The organism is Ruegeria sp. AF8 (assembly GCF_056541825.1).
Genome location: NZ_JBQFYW010000002.1, coordinates 73,330 through 92,714 on the forward strand (window position 1 = coordinate 73,330; position 19,385 = coordinate 92,714).

Genomic DNA, 19,385 nt, shown 5'->3' on the forward strand with positions numbered 1-19,385 from the left:
AGTTTTCCCCGGCATTCAATTCGACTATGGTCCCCGGAAAACGACTGGCAGGCTCCGGGGGGATCGCAGTGACTCGATACAGCAGACATATGCTGTCGCGCTTGATTTGCTGTTTTGGCGTCCTTTATCTGATTCCAATGGCGGAGGCGGGCCCGTGATCCTAGACCGCTATTTCGCCCGCCGCTTCCTGCAAAGTTTCCTGTTCATCGGGGCGGTATTCCTGACGCTGATCATGCTGATCGACTTGATCGAACAGGTGCGCCGGTTCGAAGACTACGGGCTGAGCTTCGGGCGGCTTCTTCAGCTCACCCTGCTCAACACACCCGCCGCCATCAACGAGATGCTGCCGCTGCTGATGATCCTTTCGACCATCGTTCTGTTCATCGGCCTGGCGCGCAGTTCGGAACTGGTGGTGACCCGTGCCATTGGGCGATCCGGTATCCGCGCACTGGCGGCGCCGGTTTTTGTCGCCCTGATCATCGGCGGGCTGTCGGTGGCCATGCTGAACCCGATCGTCGCCGCTACCGCCGAAAAATACCAGCGCCTGGCCGAGGGGTATCGCAGCGACGGCACCTCGGCGCTGTCGATCAGCGGCGAGGGCCTGTGGCTGCGGCAGGGCTCCGAAACCGGACAATCGGTGATCCACGCGACCGGAACCGACACCCAGAGCGGATTCAGCCTGCTTGAGGTCACCATTCTGACCTATTCCAGGGATGGTGTTCCGGTGCGCCAGATCGTGGCCGACAGTGCAAGGCTGGGCGACCGGGCCTGGGTTCTGGAAAACGCCAAGGCCTGGCCCCTCATCTCCGGGCTCAATCCCGAAGCCAACGCCGCGGTTCACGAACGGCTCGAAATCTCCACAACTCTGACCCAGGACCGCATTCTCGACACGCTGGGACAACAGGACACGATATCGATCTATGACCTGCCGCAGCTGATCCGCGACCTGCGCCAGGCCGGATTTTCGACCAAGCAATACGAAGTGTGGTTGCATGCCCAACTGGCGCGCCCGCTGTTTCTGATCTCGATGGTGCTGGTGGGCGCGGTGTTCACCATGCGCCATGTCCGCTTCGGCGGCACCGGCGTCGCGGTGCTCACGGCCGTCCTGCTGGGCTTTGCACTCTATTTCGTTCGCAACTTCGCGCAGATTCTGGGACAAAACGGCCAGCTTCCGGTTCTGCTTGCGGCCTGGGCCCCGCCAATCGCCGCGATCATGCTGTCCATCGGCCTGTTGCTGCACGCGGAGGACGGCTGATGCGGCACATCCTCCCGGCCGTGATTGCCGGCTTGATCCTGCTTTGCCCGGGGCATTCCGGCCTGGCGCAAACCAGCGACGGGCCGGGATTTGATCAGGCCACGCCCCAGCCCCCGGCGGAACCCGCGCTGCTGGTGGCCGATCAGGTGTTCATCACCGCCGACCGGCAGCTTGTCGCCGAAGGCAATGTCGAAGCCTATCAGGGCGAGGTGCGCCTGCGGGCCCGCAAGATCACCTTCGACCGCGCCACCGGTCAGCTTTCCATCGAAGGCCCCATCCGCATCGATCAGGGCGGTTCGGTCACCATCCTTGCCGACGCCGCCGAACTGGATGACGGCATGCAGAACGGCCTGTTGCAGGGCGCCCGCATGGTTTTCGAGCAGCAGGTCCAGCTTGCCGCGGCTCAGATGACCCGTGTCGGCGGGCGGTACACCCAGCTTTACAAGACCTCCGCCACCTCCTGCCAGGTCTGCGAGGACGGCAGGCCGCCGTTGTGGCAGATCCGAGCGCAAAAGATCACGCATGACCAGCTGGAACGACAACTCTATTTCGAAAACGCCCAGCTTCGCATTCTCGACGTGCCGGTCTTCTACTTTCCGGCGCTGCGCCTGCCTGACCCGACGCTGGAAAGGGCGACCGGCTTTCTGGTCCCCTCGATCCGCTCCACCTCGCAGCTCGAAACCGGCGTCAAGGTGCCGTATTTCTTCAAGCTTGGCGATCACCGGGACCTGACGCTGACGCCGTACCTGTCGCCGCGCACCCGCACGCTGGAATATCGTTACCGCCAGGCTTTCAAAAACGGGCGGATCGTGATCGAGGGCGCGCATACCGATGACGATCTGATTCCTGACGAAGACCGCGGTTACATCTTTGCCGGCGGCGCCTTTTCGGTCTGGAACGGCTATCGCCTGACCTTCGATCTCAAGGCGGTGTCCGACGATGCCTATCTGGCCGATTACGGCCTGCCGGACCTGGACCGCCTGCGCAGCGAAGTGGCGCTGGAAAAGATCATGCGGGACACCGCCTTTCGGGTTGGTTTCATTCACTACAAGACTTTGCGCGAAAGCGAGGATCAGGATGAAATCCCCTCGCGCATCTTCGATGTGAACTATCAGCGGCGCTTCTTTCCCGCCATGATCGGAGGCGAAGTGCGATTGTCCTTGAACGGCCACGGGCATCAAAGAACCAGCACCGAGAACATCGTCGGGCGGGACGTGGCGAGCGCGACGCTGGATGCCGAATGGCTGCGGTCGTGGGTTTTCCGCAATGGCCTGCGCGCCGACTGGCAGATCGGTGCGGCGGCGGATGAATTCCGCGTCTGGGACGACGACACCTTCCCCAGCGAAGTGACCCGCATCACCCCGCGCACCGCCTTTACCCTGCGTTATCCGATGTCGCAGGTCACCGCCACCGGCGTCACCCATTACCTCGAACCGATCGCCCAGGTCGGATGGACCAATGTATCAGACAGCGATGTGCCGAATGACGAAAGCCAGTTCGTCGAGTTCGATCAGGGCAACCTGCTGTCACTGTCCCGCTTTCCCGCCGACGATCAGCGCGAAAACGCCACCACCGGCGTCCTTGGCCTGAACTGGTCGATGTACCACCCGCAGGGCTGGCAGACCTTTGCAACCCTCGGCGCGGTGTTCCGCGACCCCGCGGATCCGCGTTTTTCCAAAACCTCGGGCCTGGACGGCGTCACCTCCGACCTGCTGATGGCCGGTCAGATCAGATCCGATGATGGCTGGTCGGTAACCGGCCGGGCATTGCTGAACGGCGAGATCAATTTCGACAAGGTGGAACTGCGCGGCAATTGGCTCGCCGAACGCGGCGGGCTTAGCGGCACCTATGTCTGGCTGGGCCGCGATCCGCAGGAAGACCGTGATCAGGCGGTCTCCGAGATCTGGCTCAATGGTCGCTATCTGGTGTCGCGGAACTGGACCACCCGGGCCGATATCCGCTATGACATCAACGACTCGCGCGCGATCAATGCGGGGTTCGGCTTGGCCTATCAGAATGAATGTGTAACCGTTAACTTCTCCGTCAGGCGGCGCTTCACCGAAACATCGAGTATTGAGCCCACGACCGATTTCGGGTTTACCGTTGCCCTGACTGGCTATGCGGTTGAAGGCGGAAACAAGAAATACAGGCGAACATGCACTTGAAGACGAGTATTCCGACACAACCCCTGAAGCGCTGGCTGAAACCGATCCTGCCGGCGCTGGTGGCCGCGGCGGTGCTGCTGCCTTCGGACCTGTCCGCGCAAAGCCTGTTTGCGCCTGCCATCAAGGTCAATCAGGATGTGGTGACCTGGTACGAACTGGACCAGCGGATGCGGTTCATGGAAACCTTGGGCATTCCCGGATCGTCCGAGGACGAGGTGCGCAAGACCCTGATCGACGACCGGTTGCGGCGGCAGGCCGTCCGGGACGCCGGGATCGAAATCGCTCCCGAAGATGTGCAGGTCGGCATCGACGAATTCGCGGCACGCGGCCAGTTGTCCGCCGATGAATTCCTGAAACTTCTGGGCGATCAGGGCATCGCACCCGAAACCGTGCGTGACTTCGTTCGGAATCAGCTTGAATGGCGCGACTATATCAGCGCCCGCTACATCTCTCGCGCGCGCCCCAGCGATGACGAGATCGACCGCGCCATGGGCCAGTCCAGCGGCGGCGGCCTTCAGGTTCTGCTGTCCGAGATCATCATCCCGGTCAATCAGCAGACCCTTGCCCAGGCCGAGGAGCTGGCGCTGCAGATCTCGCAGCTTGACAGCTATGACGCCTTTTCCGCCGCCGCAACGCAATACTCAGCAGCGGAAACCCGCAACAATGGCGGGCGGCTGGACTGGCTGTCGCTGAACAATCTGCCACCGGCGATGCAACCGGTGATTCTTGCGCTCAATCCCGGCGACATCACCGAACCGGTGACCTTGCCCAACGCCGTCGCCCTGTTTCAGATGCGCGGCATCCGCGAGGCGGCCAGTGGCGCACCGAGCTATGCCAAGATCGACTATGCCGCCTATTACCTGCCGGGCGGGCGCAGCCCCGACGCTCTCAGTGCAGCGGCCGAGCTTCGCGAAAGCGTCGACACCTGCGACGACCTATACGCCAGGGCCAAGGGTCAGCCGGCCGAAGTGCTCGACCGCGTCTCCGCCAGCCCGTCCGAAATTCCGCGCGACATCGCGCTGGAACTGGCCCGCCTCGACCCCGGAGAAAGCTCGACGGCCCTGACTCGGAACAACGGGCAAACGCTGGTGTTCCTGATGCTGTGCAATCGAACCCGCGATCTGGGCGAGAACGTATCCCGCCAGGATGTCGCCAACGCGCTGGCCCAGCAACGCCTGCAGGCGTTTGCCGACAGCCTGCTGGAACAGTTGCGCGCCGACGCCCATGTCGTCGAGCAATGACCGCGCCGATTGCCCTGAGCTGCGGTGATCCCTCCGGCATCGGGCCCGAAATCGCCGCCAAAGCCTGGGATCGGCTGCGTGGCGCGTGTCCTTTTTTCTGGATCGGCGATCCGTCGCACCTGCCCGCCGGAACTCCTGTCGCCGAAATCACGGCGCCGGCCGAAGCCGCCGGGGTGGCCTCCACTGCATTGCCCGTATTGCCCCTGCCTTTCGCCGCCCCGGCCCGGCCCGGCCAACCGGACCCGGCCAATGCCCCGGGCGTGATTGCGGCCATCAAACAGGCAGTTGTGCTGGTGCAATCCGGTGCCGCTTCCGCCCTCTGCACCGCACCGATCCACAAAAAGGCGCTGATCGACGGCGCAGGCTTCGCCCATCCAGGTCACACCGAGTTTCTCGCCGCGCTGGCCGGTAAAGAACGCGTGGTAATGATGCTCGCCAGCGACCAGCTTCGCGTAGTGCCCGCGACCATCCACATCGCCCTTGCGGACGTACCCAAACGCCTGACGCCCGATCTGCTGCGCGACACCATAGCGATAACCGCGCAAGGGCTGCGCGTCCAATTCGGTATCGCGCATCCCCGGATCGCCATTGCCGGTCTCAATCCTCACGCCGGTGAAGGCGGTGCCATGGGCCGCGAGGAACTGGAGTGGATCGCGCCCCTGCTTGCCGAACTTCAATCGCAAGACATGACCCTGACCGGCCCGCACCCCGCCGACACCATGTTTCACGCCGCCGCCCGTGCCCGCTATGACGCGGCCATTGCCATGTATCACGATCAGGCCCTGATTCCGATCAAGACGCTGGATTTCGACCGAGGTGTGAACGTAACGCTGGGCCTGCCCTTCATCCGCACCTCTCCCGATCACGGCACCGCCTTCGACATCGCGGGGCAAGGCATCGCCAACCCGTCCAGCCTGATCGAGGCCTTGAAACTTGCCCAACGCATGGCACGAAACCCTTGATCCTTCACCTGGCTGAAAATATCCCCGCCGGAGGCAAAAAAACTTCTGGCGCTGCCCCATCCTTTCGCGCCACGGTAACCGGAACATGAGCGCAATCGACACCCTCCCTCCGCTGCGCGAGGTCATCGCGACCCACCAGCTCTCGGCACGCAAATCGCTGGGGCAGAACTTTCTGCTGGATCTGAACCTGACCGCCAAGATTGCGCGCCAGGCCGGAGATCTGAGCGAATGCGACGTGCTGGAAATCGGCCCCGGCCCCGGTGGCCTGACCCGTGGCCTGCTGGCGCAAGGCGCGCGCAAGGTCGTCGCGGTGGAAAAAGACACCCGCTGCATCGCCGCGCTTGAGGAAATCGCCGTCGCCTATCCCGGTCGGTTGCAAATCATCAACGGCGACGCGCTCGAGATTGATCCGTCACAACACCTGGCCCCGCCGATCCGCATCGCCGCCAACCTGCCCTACAATGTCGGCACCGAGCTGCTGGTACGCTGGCTGACGCCGCCCGAATGGCCGCCCTTCTGGCAAAGCCTGACCCTGATGTTCCAGCGCGAGGTGGCCGAGCGCATCGTCGCGCAGCCCGGTGGCAAGGCTTACGGACGCCTCGCCATTCTGGCGCAATGGCGCTGCGAGGCGCGCATCGCCATGTCGCTGCCGCCCGGCGCGTTCACACCGCCGCCCAAGGTGTCCAGCGCCGTCGTGCATCTGACCGCCCTGCCCGAACCGCGTTATCCCGCCGACGCCGCCACATTGTCGCGCGTTGTGGCCGCCGCCTTCAACCAGCGCCGCAAGATGCTGCGCGCCTCGCTCAGAGGCGTGGCCCCCGATATCGAGGATCGCTTGCTGGCCGCGGGTATTCAGCCCACCGAACGCGCCGAGCAGGTTCCGATCGAGGCGTTCTGCGCGCTGGCACGGGAAATTGCGAAATAGGGCATTCCGCGAAAAGCTTGAAACACCGGTTGTCACTCAACGCGTTGAAATTTTTGATTTCAGACAGCGTTGAGTGATTCAGGTATTTCGCGAAGTGCTATAGGCTCAGATCACCTGCGTGCCGCCCCCGTGATGCACCGCATCCACGATGAACCGATCTGCCGCGGCGACCACCCCGGCGATCTCACGGCGCTGCTCCGCGCTCAACACACCACCTTCGGGGGCGCCTGAGATCAGCGACAGCGCCTTATCCCGCGCCGCCTCGAACGCGGTGCGGCGGCCCGATTTTTCGTAATCGTCGCGCCCCTGCCGCAGGAACACATCTGGTTGGTGCTGATCCCGGCACAGCGCCAGCGTGTGGGTGCTGTCCAGAAAATGCCCGCCCGCGCGCACCTTCAGCATCTCATCCCAGTTGAGACTTTCCTCGCTGATCTCGACCGGCTGCATGAATTTACGCACCATCGCGCCGATCTCGTTGTCCAGCACCGCCTGCACCGGGCTGAATACGGTGGCGCATTCCAACTGCCCCACACCGCCCAGAATATCCGCGCCCGAGGTCGCCACCGTCTGGGTGATCAGCGCGCGCTCTGCCATCGACTGATGATCCGCGTCCGGCGTGTCCGATCCCGACCCGTAGGTGTGGGTCGGCAGGTCGAACCCGTACCGCATCAGCTGTACCGCCATCGAGGCCGCCTGAATCGATTCCGGGCACGATTGCAGCGCCGACCCGGTCCGCATGTCCAGCGTGAACATCAGCGGCACCGCGATCACCGGCGTTCCCGGCACCAGCACGTGCGCCACGGTCAGCATCGACAAAATCTCTGCCGCTGCCATCAGCACCAGTCCTGCCGAGGTCAGCGGCGCAGTGCCGCCCGCCGACGGCAGCGAGCAGGCATGCAGCGGCAGCCCCAGCGCACCAGCCTGCAGGATCACCTCGGTATCCATGTATTTGAATTCCAGGGGCGAAAACGAGCAGGTGATGACAGAGGTGATCGGATGCTTGCGCAGCGCCTCCTCTCCACCTGCCGCGATCGCCGCGATCTTCAGCAGGAATTCGATGTTTTCCTTGCCATAGGGCTGCATCCAGCAATGCTTGTTCGTGTGCGACACCATCTCGGCAAAGGAATGCACGTCCGAGGTCACCTCGGGCACACCATGCACAAAGGGATGGGCGATGAAACCGATCTGATCCAGCCCGCTGGCAACAGCGGCCATCTCGCGCACCGCCTCGAGGTCGAGGTTGCGATAGCCCGCATCGCGCGGGTCGACATAGCCATGTGCCCCCGTGCCGGTGCGCATGATGAAACCGCCGTCGGTGCGCGGGATTGGCAAATCCAGTTCGCGGGTCTTTCCGGCCAATGTGAACGCGCGCGGTGCGGCGGCCAGCGCCTCTTCGACCAGTTCGCGCGGAAAGCGCAGCCGGTCAGCATCCCGGCCCGGTGTCGCGCCCGCCGCCAGCAGCGCCTCGCGCGCCCGTGGGTGAATGACGACGACGCCATAATCGGCCAAGAGATCGAGACTGCGCGCGCGCATGACCTCGATCTCGGCCGCGCTCAGAAAGCCGAATCGCGTCCCCGACAGGGACACAGGCGATTGCAGAAAAGCACCAGGGGCCTTGATTTCCGGCGCCGGCGTGGACCGGCGACGATTGCGACGGGTGGGGGTTCTTACATCTGTTTCCATAACATTATCCCGAAAAATGGAGGTTCCAGGGCGTTATGGCACACACCGATTAAACTCACTGCCTGCCGACTTGAGCGGTTTCAGATTAGGAACATAGATCCCAACCGTCAATTCCTGTCATTCGCCGGCACCAAAACGAAACGCCGCCCCAAACCGGAGCGGCGTAATTCCACTTCAATGGATCGTCTTACTCGGCGGCTTCCGCCGGTCCGCCATCGCCCGGCGAGGGGTCGCTCGCCTCAGCCGGCGCCGCCTCTTCGGGCTTTTTCTTGGCGCGCGGGCGGCGCGGTGCTTTCTTGGGCTTCGGCTCGGCCTCTGCGTCAGCCTTGTCCGCCTTCTTGGCCCTGGGCTTGCTTTCCGGAGTTTCAACCAGCCCGTGGTCGTCGCCACTTCCGGCCTCGCTCAGATCCAGAACGTCCGGCTGCGGCGTCTGGGCCGGATCGGCGGCCTGCGCGGCGGCTTCACGTTCCTGGCGCTCGGCACGCTCGCGGTCGCGTTCGGCCTGACGCTCGCGGTTCTGCCGCTCCTGTTCCTCGCGGCGCGCGTCGATCTCGCGCTGCGCCTCGCTCAACATCCGCAGGTAATGCTCGGCATGCTGCTGAAAGTTTTCGGCCGCAACCCGGTCATTGCCAAGCTGCGCATCTCGGGCAAGCTGGTTGTACTTGTCGATGATCTGCTGCGGTGTGCCGCGCACCTTGCCTTCGGGTCCGGAACTGTCGAACACCCGATTGACAACGTTTCCGCCGGTAGGACGGTTGCGGTTATTCTTCGCCCGCGAGCGGGATTTGGAAGATCTCATTTATCTAACGTCAGCCTTGTACTTCGCTGTCGATCAACCCGTAACCTACGGCCTTCCTGGGCCTTTCAATGTGACGGGAAGTCGACTTTTTTGGGCTTATTGCCGGAGGCGCGCTGAACTAGCGTCAACCTCATCAACATCTCTGAGTAAACACGTCCTGACGGCGCAGACAAGAGGGGATCGCCGAAATTCGCAGCTTTTTTACATTGACCGGCATTTTTCAGCCTTTTTTGCCACATCAGGCGCAACTTTGGTTCTTTGTGAAACAAAACTGCGATTTTGCGCCCTGATCGAAGGCAACAGGCGGCCAAGGCCGATTCCGTCCGCCCGACCGATCAGACCGGCGAACGGGCCACGATGACACGGTCGCGCCCATCGAGATCGGGAATCACACGGATATCTGCCAACCCGGCCGCATCGAACAACGCCCGGACCTGCCGCGCCTGTGTCGGGCCGATTTCAACCAGAATGCGCCCCTTCGGCATCAGAAAATCGGGGGCGCCCGCCGCTATGCGCCGATAGGCCCCCAACCCGTCGCCCTCGTCTGTCAGCGCCAGACGGGGTTCGTGTTCGCGCACCTCATCTGACAGCCCCGCCATCTCGTCCAGCGCGATGTAGGGCGGGTTCGAGACGATCAGGTCGAATTTTCCTTCCACATCCGCGAACCAGTCGGACTGATAAATCCCGGCCCGATCCTGCACCCGATGCATCACCGCGTTGGCGCTGGCCTGCAAACAGGCCGCCGCGCTCAGATCGACACCGACCCCGGTCGCACTGGGGCGTTCGGCCAGCAACGTGACCAGAATACAACCCGAACCGACCCCCAGATCCAACAGGTGATCGAACGGCTGGCTCAGCGCCACCTCGATCAGGGTTTCGGTTTCCGGGCGCGGGTCCAGAACGTCGCGGCTGACGCGGAAGCGGCGACCATAGAATTCGCGCTCACCCAGCAGATGCGACACAGGCACCCGGATGGCGCGCAGCGAGACCAGCTGCTCGTACCGCTCCGAGATTTCCGGAGACAGTTCGTCAGGCGCGATCAGCGTCACCCGGCTGGCCTCGATCCGCGCCGCATGGGCCAGAAGCAGACGCGCATCCCGGGCCGGGTCGGCCACCCCCGCCGCCCGCAGTCGCGCCGTGGCGGCCACCATGGCCTGCGCCGCTGTCTGCGCCCCGGTCACTGCGCCATCTCCGCCAGCAGCCGCGCTTGATCGTCGGCGGTCAATGCATCGATCACCTCGTCCAGATCGCCCTGCATCACCTGATCCAGCTTGTAGAGCGTCAGGTTGATCCGGTGATCGGTCATCCGGCCCTGCGGGAAATTGTAGGTGCGGATGCGTTCGGACCGGTCGCCCGAACCCACCTGACTGGCCCGATTGGCCGAGCGTTCGCTGTCGATGCGCTGCCGCTCCAGATCGTAGAGCCGCGTCTTCAGCACCTGCATCGCGATCTCGCGGTTGCGGTGCTGCGATTTCTCGGAACTGGTCACCACGATGCCGGATGGCAGGTGAGTGATCCGCACCGCCGAATCGGTGGTGTTCACATGCTGCCCACCCGCGCCGGAACTGCGCATGGTGTCGATGCGCAGGTCATTCGCATCGATCTGGATGTCCACATCCTCGGCCTCGGGCAGCACCGCCACTGTCGCCGCCGAGGTGTGAATGCGCCCGCCGCTTTCCGTTTCCGGCACCCGCTGCACCCGGTGCACGCCGGATTCGTATTTCAGCCGCGCAAAGACATTGTCACCCTTGATATGGGCCACAACCTCCTTGATGCCGCCCAGATCGGATGCCTGCTCTTCGATGATCTCCAGCGACCAGCCGCGCCCCTCGGCATAGCGCTGGTACATGCGCAGCAGATCACCAGCAAACAGCGCCGCCTCGTCGCCACCGGTTCCGGGACGGATTTCCAGAATCGCGGGCCGCGCATCGGCCTCGTCCCTGGGCAGCAGCGCCAGCTGCAGCGCATGCTCGGCCTCGGGGATTCGGGCCTGAAGCAGCGGAATTTCCTCTTCCGCCAGTTCCTTCATGTCCGGATCTGCCAGCATCGCCTCGGCCTCGGCCAGATCGACCACCAGTTGCCGCCATGCCATGATCTGGTCAACCACCGGCTTGAGATCGGAATATTCCTTGGCCAGCACAGCGATTTTACCGCCCGAAGCGCCATCTGCCATGGCGGCTTCGAGGTATTGAAATCGTTGAGTGATCTGTTCCAGTCGTTCTTCGGGGATCATTGCAGCGGTGTCTATTATCCGAAGCCTCTGGTCAAGTGCTCATGCCGTGCTAAACTCGGGTCATGAAACGCCTTGCGATCCTGCTTGGCCTGCTGGCCGCACCTGCAGGGGCCGATGTCGTCGGACCCGGTGGCAGAGTGCAGGACTGCTATTGCACCGACAGTCAGGGCAGCCGCGTCGAACTGGGCGAGATGATCTGTCTGCAGGTCGACGGCCGCATGTTCATGGCGCAATGCCAGATGTCGCTGAACGTGCCGATGTGGCGCGAAGTGTCCGAAGGGTGTCTGTCGTCACGGCTGCAACAGACCAAGCCACGCTTCAACCCGCTTCTGGTTTACCCCAAGATCTGAACCTCCGAACCGCAGCCGGGCGTGGATGCGCAGGGTCTCGCCATCCTGCAGCGCCGTGGTGTAATCCGGAAACCCGAACACTTTCGTGCGCGTGACATAGGTGATCATTCTCTCCTCTACCGATCCGGCCAGAACACGCGTGCGCGGCGTCGCCTGCGCAATGGCATCCAGACGCGCCAGACCGTCAGGCCCCGCCTCGACAACGCGAAACACCCCGGTCTTGTATGTCTTGTCGGCCTCCCCAACCGGCTCCACATGCCACACCGAAATGTCCGAGGGCGCAAGACGGATATATCCAAGCCCTGAAACCGCGACGGCCACCAGCCAGAAAACCACCACCCTCGGCCTCATGACTATCGCGCGGCAACGCCCGGCAGCACACAGATCAACTCGTACAGCAGGTTGGCGCCCGTCAGCGCCGTGTTGCCGGACGGATCGTAGGGCGGCGAGACCTCGACCAGATCGCAACCCACGATATTCAACCCCCTGAGCGCGCGGATCAGCTCCAACGCCTGCGGCGTGGTCAGCCCGCCGATCTCGGGCGTGCCGGTACCGGGCGCGTAGGCCGGGTCGAGGCTGTCGATGTCATAGCTCACGTAGACCGGGCGATCCCCGATATCGCGGCAAATCTCGGCGGCCATCGACGCAAGGCTGCGATGCCACAGATCCTCGGCCGGGAAATGCCGGAATCCCCAATCCTGCGCCTCGGTGAAATCCGTGGCCGCGTAGCCCGAGCCGCGAATGCCGATCTGATATGTCCTGTCGGGCTGTATCAGCCCCTCTTCATAAGCACGGCGGAACACGGTGCCATGGGTCTCGCGCTCGCCAAACATCTCGTCATTCACATCCGCATGAGCATCCACATGCACCAGCGCCACGGGCCCGTGTTTTGCTGCAACCGCGCGCAGGATCGGCAGGGTGATCGAATGATCGCCCCCCATCGCCACCGGAATCACGCCGCTGGCCAGAATGCCGTCATAGTTGGTCTTGATGATCTTCAGGCTTTCGGCCAGCGAAAACGTGTTGATCGCCAGATCGCCGATATCGGCAATCTGCAGACTATCGAACGGCGCCGCCCCGGTCGCCATGTTGTAGGGCCGGATCATCGCGCTTTCCGCGCGGATCTGCTTTGGCCCGAACCGCGTGCCCGACCGCCAAGAGGTGCCAATATCCATCGGCACCCCCAAAACAGCCACGTCCAGCCCCTCCAGCGACGCCGCCTGTGGCAGCCGCATAAACGTATTCGGCCCGGAAAACCGCGCCAGATCATTGCCGCTGATCGGTTGGTTGAGCTGGTTCATGTCAACTTGTTCCAACCCAGCAGGCAGATTATCTGCGTCGCCACATGCGCCCCGGCAATCGCCGTGGCGCCTGAGGTGTCGAACGGCGGCGACACTTCGACCACATCGCCCCCCTTTATGTTGATCCCGGCCAGATCGCGCAGGATGATCTGGGCCTGGATCGAACTCAGCCCACCCCAGACCGGCGTGCCGGTGCCTGGTGCGAAAGCCGGGTCCAGCCCGTCGATATCGAAGCTCAGATAGACCGGGCGGTCGCCGACGATCGCTTTGGTTTTTCGCGCCACCGCCGCCGGCCCGGCCTCGTACACCTCGCGCGCATCGATGATGTTAACGCCCAGCGTATCCTCGTTGGTGGTACGGATACCGATCTGAACGGAAGTTTTCGGATCGACGATCCCCGACTTCACCGCCTTGTAGAACATGGTGCCGTGATCGACCCTGTCCATATTGTCGTCCGGCCAGGTGTCGGTATGGGCATCGAACTGAATCAGCGACATCGGCCCGTATTTCTCGGCATAGGCCTTGAGGATCGGAAAGCTGATATAGTGATCGCCCCCCAGCGCGACCGAGGCCACATCCGCCGCCAGGATGGTGCGGATGTGATCCGTCAGGCGGCCGGGAAAGCTTGGCACATCCGCATAGTCGAAGGCCAGATCGCCATAGTCGACAATGGCCAGTTCGCTCAGCGCGGCAAAGGGCCAGCCAAAGGGCTCGTCGGTGGATTGCAGCGTGCTCGCCTCGCGGATGGCCCGCGGCCCCAGCCGGGTGCCGGGCCGGTTGGTCACCGCCTGGTCAAACGGAATGCCGGTGACCGCAATATCCACCCCGGTCAGGTTCTTGGTGTAAAACCGCCGCAGGAACGACACCGCCCCGCCAAAGGTGTTCTCAAAGGCCAGCCCCTTGAGTTCCCGTTCGGTGAACGCCTCGTCCACCTGGTTTTTTGCATCTTCCAGAGCCACTTTCTTGGTCCTCTCTCGGGTTCCCGGTGGTGTGGCGACGCGCGAAAACGTCAAGCCACCGGCAGCGCCCTCTCTACCAGTCTCGCAAAGAAGGACGCACCCACCGGCGCGATCTCGTCGTTAAAGTCGAATTTCGGATGGTGCAGGCCGGCGCTGTCGCCCTGACCCAGGAACAGATACGCCCCCGGCCGCGCCTGCAGCATATAGGAAAAATCCTCGGCCCCCATCTCGCGCCCGCCCTGCGCGACAACGCGGCCGTATCCAGCCACGTCTCGGGCAACCTCGACGGCAAACAGCGTCTTTTCCTCATCATTGATAGTGGCGGGATAGCCGACTTCATATTCCAATTCGGCCTCCACCCCGTACGAGTCCGCTTGTCCCCGCACGATCTGCGCCATCCGCTCCCTCACCATCGTCTGCACCTTCGGGTCAAAGGTGCGAACGGTGCCGTTGATATAGGCGGTATCCGGAATCACATTGTCCACCGTGCCGGTATGGATCTGCGTGACCGAGATTACCAGATCGTCGAACGCATAGTGGTTGCGACTCACGATGGTCTGGATCGCCTGCGCGATGCCGCAGGCCGCCATCACCGGATCACGGGTTTCATGCGGCATGGCGCCATGGCCGCCCCTGCCCTGAATATGGATGTGAAACGTATCGACCGCCGCCATGATCGGCCCCGGGTTGGTATAGAACGACCCTGCCTCGTTACCCGGCGCGTTGTGCAGCGCATAGACCTCGGCGATGTCGAACCGATCCATCACGCCCTCGTCCACCATCACTCCGGCGCCGCCGCCGGTCTCTTCGGCGGGCTGAAAAATCAGCGCAACGCGGCCCGCGAATCTGCGGGTCTCCGCCAGATACCGCGCGGCCCCCAGCAACATTGTTGTGTGCCCGTCGTGACCGCAGGCGTGCATTTTCCCCGGATATTGCGAGGCATAATCCACTCCCGTCGCCTCGGTGATCGGCAGCGCGTCCATATCGGCGCGCAACCCGATGGTCGGCCCCGGTTCCGCGCCATTGATGATCGCGACCACCCCGGTTCGCGCAATACCCTCATGGATCTCGTCCACCGCGAATTCGCGCAGCCTCTCGACCACAAACGCCGCCGTCTCCGGGCAATCCAAACCCAGTTCCGGGTTGGCGTGCAGGTGTTTGCGCCACGCGGTCATGTCGGCGGCAAACTCGGCAATACGGTTCACGACGGGCATAAAGGGTGGACTCCAGTTGCAAGCTGCGGGATGGATGCATCTGACATGGGAACGAAAGGCTTCGCAATGGCTGAAAATCCGCTGATCAACGATTCGAATGCCGGGATCGAACGGCTTGTCGAGATCATGCGCCGCCTGCGCGACCCCCAATCCGGCTGCCCGTGGGACATTGAACAGGACTTCGCCACGATCGCCCCCTATACCATCGAAGAGGCTTACGAGGTCGCCGACGCGATCGAGCGTCAGGCCTGGGACGAGTTGAAAGGCGAACTGGGCGATCTGCTGTTCCAGTCGGTATTTCACGCCCGCATGGCCGAAGAGGCGGGCCATTTCGACTTTCAGGATGTGGTGCGCACCATGTCCGACAAGATGGTCGCCCGCCACCCGCACGTGTTCGGTGACGAATCCCGCGACAAATCCGCCGAGCAGCAGACCCGCGACTGGGAGGCGATCAAGGCCGCCGAACGCGCCGGAAAGGAACAGAAAGGTGCGCTCGACGGTGTGGCGGCCAACCTGCCCGCCCTGCTGCGCGCCTACAAGCTGCAGAAACGCGCGGCCCGCGTCGGTTTCGACTGGCCCGACGCCAGCCACGTGCTGGCCAAAATCACCGAAGAGGCCGCCGAACTGGAAGAGGCCCGCGACAGCATGGACGCCGACGCGCTTGAGGATGAATTCGGCGATCTGCTGTTCGTGATAGTCAACCTTGGCCGTCATTTGGGCGTCGAACCAGAGGCCGCCCTGCGCCGCACCAACGCCAAGTTCACCCGCCGCTTTTCCAAGGTCGAGGCGCGGCTGGCCGAACGTGGCAGAACTCCGCAGCAAAGCGATCTGGCCGAGATGGACGCGCTCTGGGACGAGGTCAAACACGCCGAGCATATCGAAAACGGCAAACTCCCGCGCGCCGAACCCGCACCGGAGCGCCGCAAGGCATAAACCGGCTGGACAAGGCCGACCACGCTTGCGACTGTCCCGCGTCCGGCACCGAAGAGAGGCACCATGAGCGCGCGCAAGATCATCATCGACACCGATCCCGGTCAGGACGACGCCGTCGCCATCCTGCTGGCGCTGGCCAGCCCCGACGAGATCGAGGTGCTGGGCATCACCGCCGTTGCCGGCAACGTGCCGCTGGAACTGACCGCCAAGAACGCCCGCATCGTCTGCGAGCTTGCGGGTAAAACCGATGTTCCGGTTTACGCGGGTTGCGACAGGCCGCTGAAGCATCCGCTGGTCACGGCCGAGCATGTGCATGGCAAGACCGGCCTCGACGGCCCCGTACTGCCCGACCCGCAAATGCCGCTGGCCAAAGGTCACGCCGTCGATTTCATCATCGACACCCTGCGTGCGCAGGCGCCCGGAACCGTCACGCTCTGCCCGCTGGGCCCGCTCACCAATATCGCCACCGCTTTTGAAAAAGCCCCCGACATCGTGGACCGGGTGCTGGAAATCGTACTGATGGGCGGGGCGTATTTCGAGGTCGGCAACATCACTCCGGCCGCTGAATTCAACATCTACGTCGATCCCGAAGCCGCTGATATCGTGTTTAAATCCGGTGTTCCCATCGTAGTCATGCCACTCGATGTCACGCACAAGGCGCTGGTGACCAAACAGCGCAATGACGCCTTCCGCGCGCTCGGCACCCCGGTCGGCATCGCGGTGGCCGAAATGACCGATTTCTTCGAACGCTTCGACAAGGAAAAATATGGCTCCGCCGGCGCGCCTCTGCACGATCCCTGCGTCACTGCCTGGCTGATCCGGCCCGAGCTGTTTACAGGCCGCCATATCAATGTCGAGATCGAAACCGTGTCCGACCTGACCCGCGGCATGACCGTCGCCGACTGGTGGGGCGTGACCGACCGCGCCGCCAACGCCACTTTCATGGGCGATCTCGATGCTGACGGCTTCTTCGCCCTGCTTACCGAGCGGCTGGCCCGGCTATGACCGCCGCGCTCCGCCTTGCCCGCCCCGACGATCTCGACCGGCTCTGCGCCATGGTCGCCACTTTCCATGCCGAGGTGGGCCTGCAAGGAACCGAAGAGGACCGCCGCGCCGCCCTGTTGCCGCTGCTTCAGGGCATCCCGCATGGCTGCGTCTATCTGATCGGCCCTTCCCGCGCGCCGCTGGGCTATATCATCATCACATTCGGCTGGTCGGTCGAATTCGGCGGCATGGACGGGTTCGTCGACGAAATCTATATCCGTCCCGCCGTGCGCGGGCGCGGCATTGCCTCCGAAGTATTGCTGGAACTGCCCAAGGCGCTGGCCGCAGCGGGTCTCAAAGCGCTCCATCTTGAGGTGGACCGGCACAACGAAAAGGCACAGGGGCTTTATCGCCGCACCGGATTCGCGCCGCGCGACACCTACATGCTGATGAGCCGCAAGCTCTGAACGCCCCTGATCTCAGCGCCCGTAATAGACGCTGCCGTATTCCTTCCTCACCCAATCGTCCTCTGATGCCTTCTCGCCCGTCACCGGATAGGTATCCGGCTCGGTGCAGGCCGACAAAAACGCTGCGGCCATCACCGCAAGAACCAAAACCTGCCTGTTTATTGGCATTGCTTTCCCTTTCCAAATCCGAACCCGTGCAAACGGTTTCAACCCGGTGTCGCCGGGTCAGCGCCCGCCATAGTACTGGCAACAGGTATTGTGCCGCACCCAATCGCCCTCTGATGCCTTCTCGCCCGTCACCGGATAGGTATCCGGCTCGGTGCAGGCCGACAGGAAAGCCAGGGAAATCACCGTCAGAACCAGAAATTTCTTTGTGAACAACATTCTTCCCCCTTTTGTTAACACGGCACCATTGAAACGGACCCCGCCCAAAAGAGATGTAGCCTCGTTCACACATATTCAAGTTTTCGAGAGAATTTTGTGAACATTCCCAAAGAAATACACCATCTCGGCACCGCCCCGGGATACAGCGCCGGTCAGAATACGCGCGGTAGTCCCGGCCAAGCTGCCTGATGGCGGCCAGATTGTCGCAATGAAAACGGCGGACCGAAGGATTCGGTCCGCCCTCGCAGGTCAACGGAGAATCGACCGCCCCGCATATTCCGCCACCTCACCCAGCACTTCCTCGATGCGGATCAGCTGGTTGTACTTGGCCAGCCGGTCCGACCGCGCCAGCGATCCGGTCTTGATCTGACCGCAATTGGTCGCCACCGCCAGATCGGCGATGGTGGCATCCTCGGTCTCGCCCGAGCGGTGCGACATAACGTTGGTATAACGCGCGCGGTGGGCCATATCGACGGCGCGCAGGGTTTCGGTCAGCGACCCGATCTGGTTCACCTTGACCAGCATCGAGTTGGCACAGCCGCGCTCGATCCCCTGGGCAAGACGCGCCGGATTGGTCACGAACAGGTCGTCGCCCACCAGCTGTACCTTGCCGCCCAGCTCATCGGTCAGCGCCTTCCAGCCGTCCCAGTCATCCTCGGACATGCCATCCTCGATCGAGATGATGGGATAGTCATTCACCAGCGCCGCCAGGTAGGCCACGTTTTCATCCGATGACAGCGTCTTGCCCTCGCCCGACAGCACGTACTTGCCGTCCTTGTAATATTCGGTCGCGGCGCAATCGAGCGCCAGATGGATATCGTCACCCGGCTTATAGCCCGCCTTTTCGATCGACTTCAGGACGAAATCCAGCGCCTCGCGGGTGCTGGCGATGTTGGGGGCGAAACCGCCCTCGTCACCGACACCGGTGGCCAGACCGGCGGCCGACAGCTCTTTCTTCAGCGTATGGAACACCTCTGCCCCGATGCGGACCGCCTCGCGGATATTCGCGGCCGAAGTCGGCATGATCATGAATTCCTGAATGTCGATCGGGTTGTCGGCGTGTTCGCCGCCGTTGATGATATTCATCATCGGCACCGGCAGCACCCGCGCCGAGGTGCCGCCGACATAGCGGTACAAAGGCTGCGTGGTGAAATCCGCCGCCGCCTTGGCCACGGCCAGCGACACGCCCAGAATGGCGTTTGCGCCCAGGCGGCCCTTGTTGTCGGTCCCGTCCAGTTCGATCATCGTCTGGTCGATGGCGACCTGCTCGGTCGCGTCAAAGCCGACCAGTTCCTCGGCGATCTCGCCATTCACCGCCGCCACGGCCTCCAGCACGCCCTTGCCCAGATAGCGTGCCTTGTCGCCATCGCGTTTTTCCACCGCCTCATAGGCCCCGGTCGACGCGCCCGAGGGAACGGCGGCACGGCCCATGGTGCCGTCTTCCAGAATGACGTCCACCTCGACCGTCGGGTTGCCCCGGCTGTCGAGAATTTCGCGCGCGTGAATGTCAATGATGGTGCTCATGAAATC

Annotated in this window: 20 protein-coding genes; 9 read left to right on the top strand and 11 right to left on the bottom strand. The window is 63.1% G+C overall.

Translation table 11 applies throughout. The features are described 5' to 3' along the window. Positions 1 to 154 precede the first annotated feature (154 nt). From lptG to rsmA, 5 genes are all read left to right on the top strand, one after another. Positions 155 to 1,255 (top strand): LPS export ABC transporter permease LptG, encoded by a 1,101-nt coding sequence (lptG, locus tag ACR0AO_RS05765; protein WP_480601054.1) that lies wholly within the window; start codon positions 155 to 157, stop codon positions 1,253 to 1,255. Next, the gene (locus ACR0AO_RS05770; RefSeq protein ID WP_480601056.1) at positions 1,255 to 3,420 is read left to right on the top strand and encodes an LPS-assembly protein LptD; all 2,166 of its coding nucleotides are present in this window, start codon (positions 1,255 to 1,257) and stop codon (positions 3,418 to 3,420) included. The genes lptG and ACR0AO_RS05770 overlap by 1 nt, the downstream gene beginning before the upstream one ends. Then, positions 3,417 to 4,661 carry a peptidylprolyl isomerase gene (locus ACR0AO_RS05775; protein WP_480601059.1) on the top strand — a complete coding sequence of 415 codons (1,245 nt, stop codon included), beginning with the start codon at positions 3,417 to 3,419 and terminating at the stop codon, positions 4,659 to 4,661. Before ACR0AO_RS05770 ends, ACR0AO_RS05775 begins: the two co-directional genes overlap by 4 nt. After that, on the top strand, positions 4,658 to 5,623 hold the full coding sequence (pdxA, locus tag ACR0AO_RS05780; protein ID WP_480601061.1) for a 4-hydroxythreonine-4-phosphate dehydrogenase PdxA: 966 nt from the start codon (positions 4,658 to 4,660) through the stop codon (positions 5,621 to 5,623). The genes ACR0AO_RS05775 and pdxA overlap by 4 nt, the downstream gene beginning before the upstream one ends. Positions 5,624 to 5,708: 85 nt before the next feature. Continuing rightward, the gene (gene rsmA, locus ACR0AO_RS05785) at positions 5,709 to 6,548 is read left to right on the top strand and encodes a 16S rRNA (adenine(1518)-N(6)/adenine(1519)-N(6))-dimethyltransferase RsmA (protein ID WP_480601063.1); all 840 of its coding nucleotides are present in this window, start codon (positions 5,709 to 5,711) and stop codon (positions 6,546 to 6,548) included. A gap of 105 nt (positions 6,549 to 6,653) precedes the next feature. Here the strand turns inward: rsmA and ACR0AO_RS05790 are convergent, their stop codons facing one another. The 4 genes from ACR0AO_RS05790 to prfA form a co-directional block, all read right to left on the bottom strand. Beyond that, on the bottom strand, positions 6,654 to 8,231 hold the full coding sequence (locus ACR0AO_RS05790) for a trimethylamine methyltransferase family protein (protein WP_480601066.1): 1,578 nt from the start codon (positions 8,229 to 8,231) through the stop codon (positions 6,654 to 6,656). 187 nt (positions 8,232 to 8,418) lie between these two features. Beyond that, the gene (locus tag ACR0AO_RS05795) at positions 8,419 to 9,030 is read right to left on the bottom strand and encodes a DUF4167 domain-containing protein (RefSeq protein WP_480601068.1); all 612 of its coding nucleotides are present in this window, start codon (positions 9,028 to 9,030) and stop codon (positions 8,419 to 8,421) included. A 335-nt stretch (positions 9,031 to 9,365) separates the two neighbouring features. Further along, positions 9,366 to 10,211, bottom strand: coding sequence for a peptide chain release factor N(5)-glutamine methyltransferase (gene prmC, locus ACR0AO_RS05800; protein WP_480601071.1), 846 nt, complete (start codon positions 10,209 to 10,211; stop codon positions 9,366 to 9,368). Then, a complete protein-coding gene (prfA, locus tag ACR0AO_RS05805) occupies positions 10,208 to 11,263 on the bottom strand; it encodes a peptide chain release factor 1 (protein ID WP_480601073.1) in 1,056 nt (351 codons plus the stop codon). Before prfA ends, prmC begins: the two co-directional genes overlap by 4 nt. A 62-nt stretch (positions 11,264 to 11,325) precedes the next feature. On the opposite strand from prfA, the gene ACR0AO_RS05810 reads away from it, so the two are divergent. Continuing rightward, complete coding sequence (locus tag ACR0AO_RS05810) at positions 11,326 to 11,613, top strand: hypothetical protein (RefSeq protein ID WP_480601075.1); 288 nt, start codon at positions 11,326 to 11,328, stop codon at positions 11,611 to 11,613. Here the strand turns inward: ACR0AO_RS05810 and ACR0AO_RS05815 are convergent. The 4 genes from ACR0AO_RS05815 to ACR0AO_RS05830 are packed head-to-tail and all read right to left on the bottom strand — an operon-like array spanning position 11,554 to position 15,087. After that, complete coding sequence (locus tag ACR0AO_RS05815) at positions 11,554 to 11,952, bottom strand: DUF1499 domain-containing protein (RefSeq protein ID WP_480601078.1); 399 nt, start codon at positions 11,950 to 11,952, stop codon at positions 11,554 to 11,556. The genes ACR0AO_RS05810 and ACR0AO_RS05815 overlap by 60 nt on opposite strands. A gap of 14 nt (positions 11,953 to 11,966) precedes the next feature. Continuing rightward, positions 11,967 to 12,914: an agmatinase gene (gene speB, locus ACR0AO_RS05820; RefSeq protein WP_480601080.1), complete on the bottom strand. Its 948-nt coding sequence runs from the start codon at positions 12,912 to 12,914 to the stop codon at positions 11,967 to 11,969. Then, positions 12,911 to 13,873: an agmatinase gene (gene speB, locus ACR0AO_RS05825; RefSeq protein ID WP_480601082.1), complete on the bottom strand. Its 963-nt coding sequence runs from the start codon at positions 13,871 to 13,873 to the stop codon at positions 12,911 to 12,913. Before speB (ACR0AO_RS05825) ends, speB (ACR0AO_RS05820) begins: the two co-directional genes overlap by 4 nt. A 50-nt stretch (positions 13,874 to 13,923) precedes the next feature. Beyond that, complete coding sequence (locus ACR0AO_RS05830) at positions 13,924 to 15,087, bottom strand: M20 aminoacylase family protein (protein ID WP_480601085.1); 1,164 nt, start codon at positions 15,085 to 15,087, stop codon at positions 13,924 to 13,926. A 66-nt stretch (positions 15,088 to 15,153) separates the two neighbouring features. On the opposite strand from ACR0AO_RS05830, the gene mazG reads away from it, so the two are divergent. The 3 genes from mazG to ACR0AO_RS05845 all read left to right on the top strand — a co-directional run bounded on the left by mazG (position 15,154) and on the right by ACR0AO_RS05845 (position 17,471). Next, the gene (mazG, locus tag ACR0AO_RS05835) at positions 15,154 to 16,020 is read left to right on the top strand and encodes a nucleoside triphosphate pyrophosphohydrolase (RefSeq protein ID WP_480601746.1); all 867 of its coding nucleotides are present in this window, start codon (positions 15,154 to 15,156) and stop codon (positions 16,018 to 16,020) included. A gap of 63 nt (positions 16,021 to 16,083) precedes the next feature. Beyond that, the gene (locus tag ACR0AO_RS05840) at positions 16,084 to 17,025 is read left to right on the top strand and encodes a nucleoside hydrolase (RefSeq protein WP_480601087.1); all 942 of its coding nucleotides are present in this window, start codon (positions 16,084 to 16,086) and stop codon (positions 17,023 to 17,025) included. Next, positions 17,022 to 17,471 carry a GNAT family N-acetyltransferase gene (locus ACR0AO_RS05845; protein ID WP_480601089.1) on the top strand — a complete coding sequence of 150 codons (450 nt, stop codon included), beginning with the start codon at positions 17,022 to 17,024 and terminating at the stop codon, positions 17,469 to 17,471. The genes ACR0AO_RS05840 and ACR0AO_RS05845 overlap by 4 nt, the downstream gene beginning before the upstream one ends. Before the next feature lie 12 nt (positions 17,472 to 17,483). On the opposite strand, the gene ACR0AO_RS05850 is transcribed toward ACR0AO_RS05845, so the two are convergent. The 3 genes from ACR0AO_RS05850 to eno all read right to left on the bottom strand — a co-directional run bounded on the left by ACR0AO_RS05850 (position 17,484) and on the right by eno (position 19,379). Then, on the bottom strand, positions 17,484 to 17,639 hold the full coding sequence (locus tag ACR0AO_RS05850) for a hypothetical protein (RefSeq protein ID WP_480601092.1): 156 nt from the start codon (positions 17,637 to 17,639) through the stop codon (positions 17,484 to 17,486). 57 nt (positions 17,640 to 17,696) lie between these two features. Further along, a complete protein-coding gene (locus ACR0AO_RS05855; protein ID WP_480601095.1) occupies positions 17,697 to 17,855 on the bottom strand; it encodes a hypothetical protein in 159 nt (52 codons plus the stop codon). Positions 17,856 to 18,104: 249 nt separating this feature from the next. Next, on the bottom strand, positions 18,105 to 19,379 hold the full coding sequence (gene eno / locus ACR0AO_RS05860; protein WP_480601098.1) for a phosphopyruvate hydratase: 1,275 nt from the start codon (positions 19,377 to 19,379) through the stop codon (positions 18,105 to 18,107). Positions 19,380 to 19,385: the final 6 nt, after the last annotated feature.

Excerpts from the sequence above, each read along its gene's own strand:
- mazG (WP_480601746.1), top strand. The coding sequence starts at position 15,154 with ATGGCTGAAAATCCGCTGATCAACGATTCGAATGCCGGGATCGAACGG.
- ACR0AO_RS05845 (WP_480601089.1), top strand. The coding sequence starts at position 17,022 with ATGACCGCCGCGCTCCGCCTTGCCCGCCCCGACGATCTCGACCGGCTC.
- ACR0AO_RS05855 (WP_480601095.1), bottom strand. The coding sequence starts at position 17,855 with ATGTTGTTCACAAAGAAATTTCTGGTTCTGACGGTGATTTCCCTGGCT.
- ACR0AO_RS05850 (WP_480601092.1), bottom strand. The coding sequence starts at position 17,639 with ATGCCAATAAACAGGCAGGTTTTGGTTCTTGCGGTGATGGCCGCAGCG.
- pdxA (WP_480601061.1), top strand. The coding sequence starts at position 4,658 with ATGACCGCGCCGATTGCCCTGAGCTGCGGTGATCCCTCCGGCATCGGG.
- ACR0AO_RS05770 (WP_480601056.1), top strand. The coding sequence starts at position 1,255 with ATGCGGCACATCCTCCCGGCCGTGATTGCCGGCTTGATCCTGCTTTGC.
- ACR0AO_RS05790 (WP_480601066.1), bottom strand. The coding sequence starts at position 8,231 with ATGGAAACAGATGTAAGAACCCCCACCCGTCGCAATCGTCGCCGGTCC.
- prfA (WP_480601073.1), bottom strand. The coding sequence starts at position 11,263 with ATGATCCCCGAAGAACGACTGGAACAGATCACTCAACGATTTCAATAC.
- ACR0AO_RS05830 (WP_480601085.1), bottom strand. The coding sequence starts at position 15,087 with ATGCCCGTCGTGAACCGTATTGCCGAGTTTGCCGCCGACATGACCGCG.
- rsmA (WP_480601063.1), top strand. The coding sequence starts at position 5,709 with ATGAGCGCAATCGACACCCTCCCTCCGCTGCGCGAGGTCATCGCGACC.
- ACR0AO_RS05795 (WP_480601068.1), bottom strand. The coding sequence starts at position 9,030 with ATGAGATCTTCCAAATCCCGCTCGCGGGCGAAGAATAACCGCAACCGT.
- ACR0AO_RS05840 (WP_480601087.1), top strand. The coding sequence starts at position 16,084 with ATGAGCGCGCGCAAGATCATCATCGACACCGATCCCGGTCAGGACGAC.
- speB (WP_480601080.1), bottom strand. The coding sequence starts at position 12,914 with ATGAACCAGCTCAACCAACCGATCAGCGGCAATGATCTGGCGCGGTTT.
- ACR0AO_RS05810 (WP_480601075.1), top strand. The coding sequence starts at position 11,326 with ATGAAACGCCTTGCGATCCTGCTTGGCCTGCTGGCCGCACCTGCAGGG.
- eno (WP_480601098.1), bottom strand. The coding sequence starts at position 19,379 with ATGAGCACCATCATTGACATTCACGCGCGCGAAATTCTCGACAGCCGG.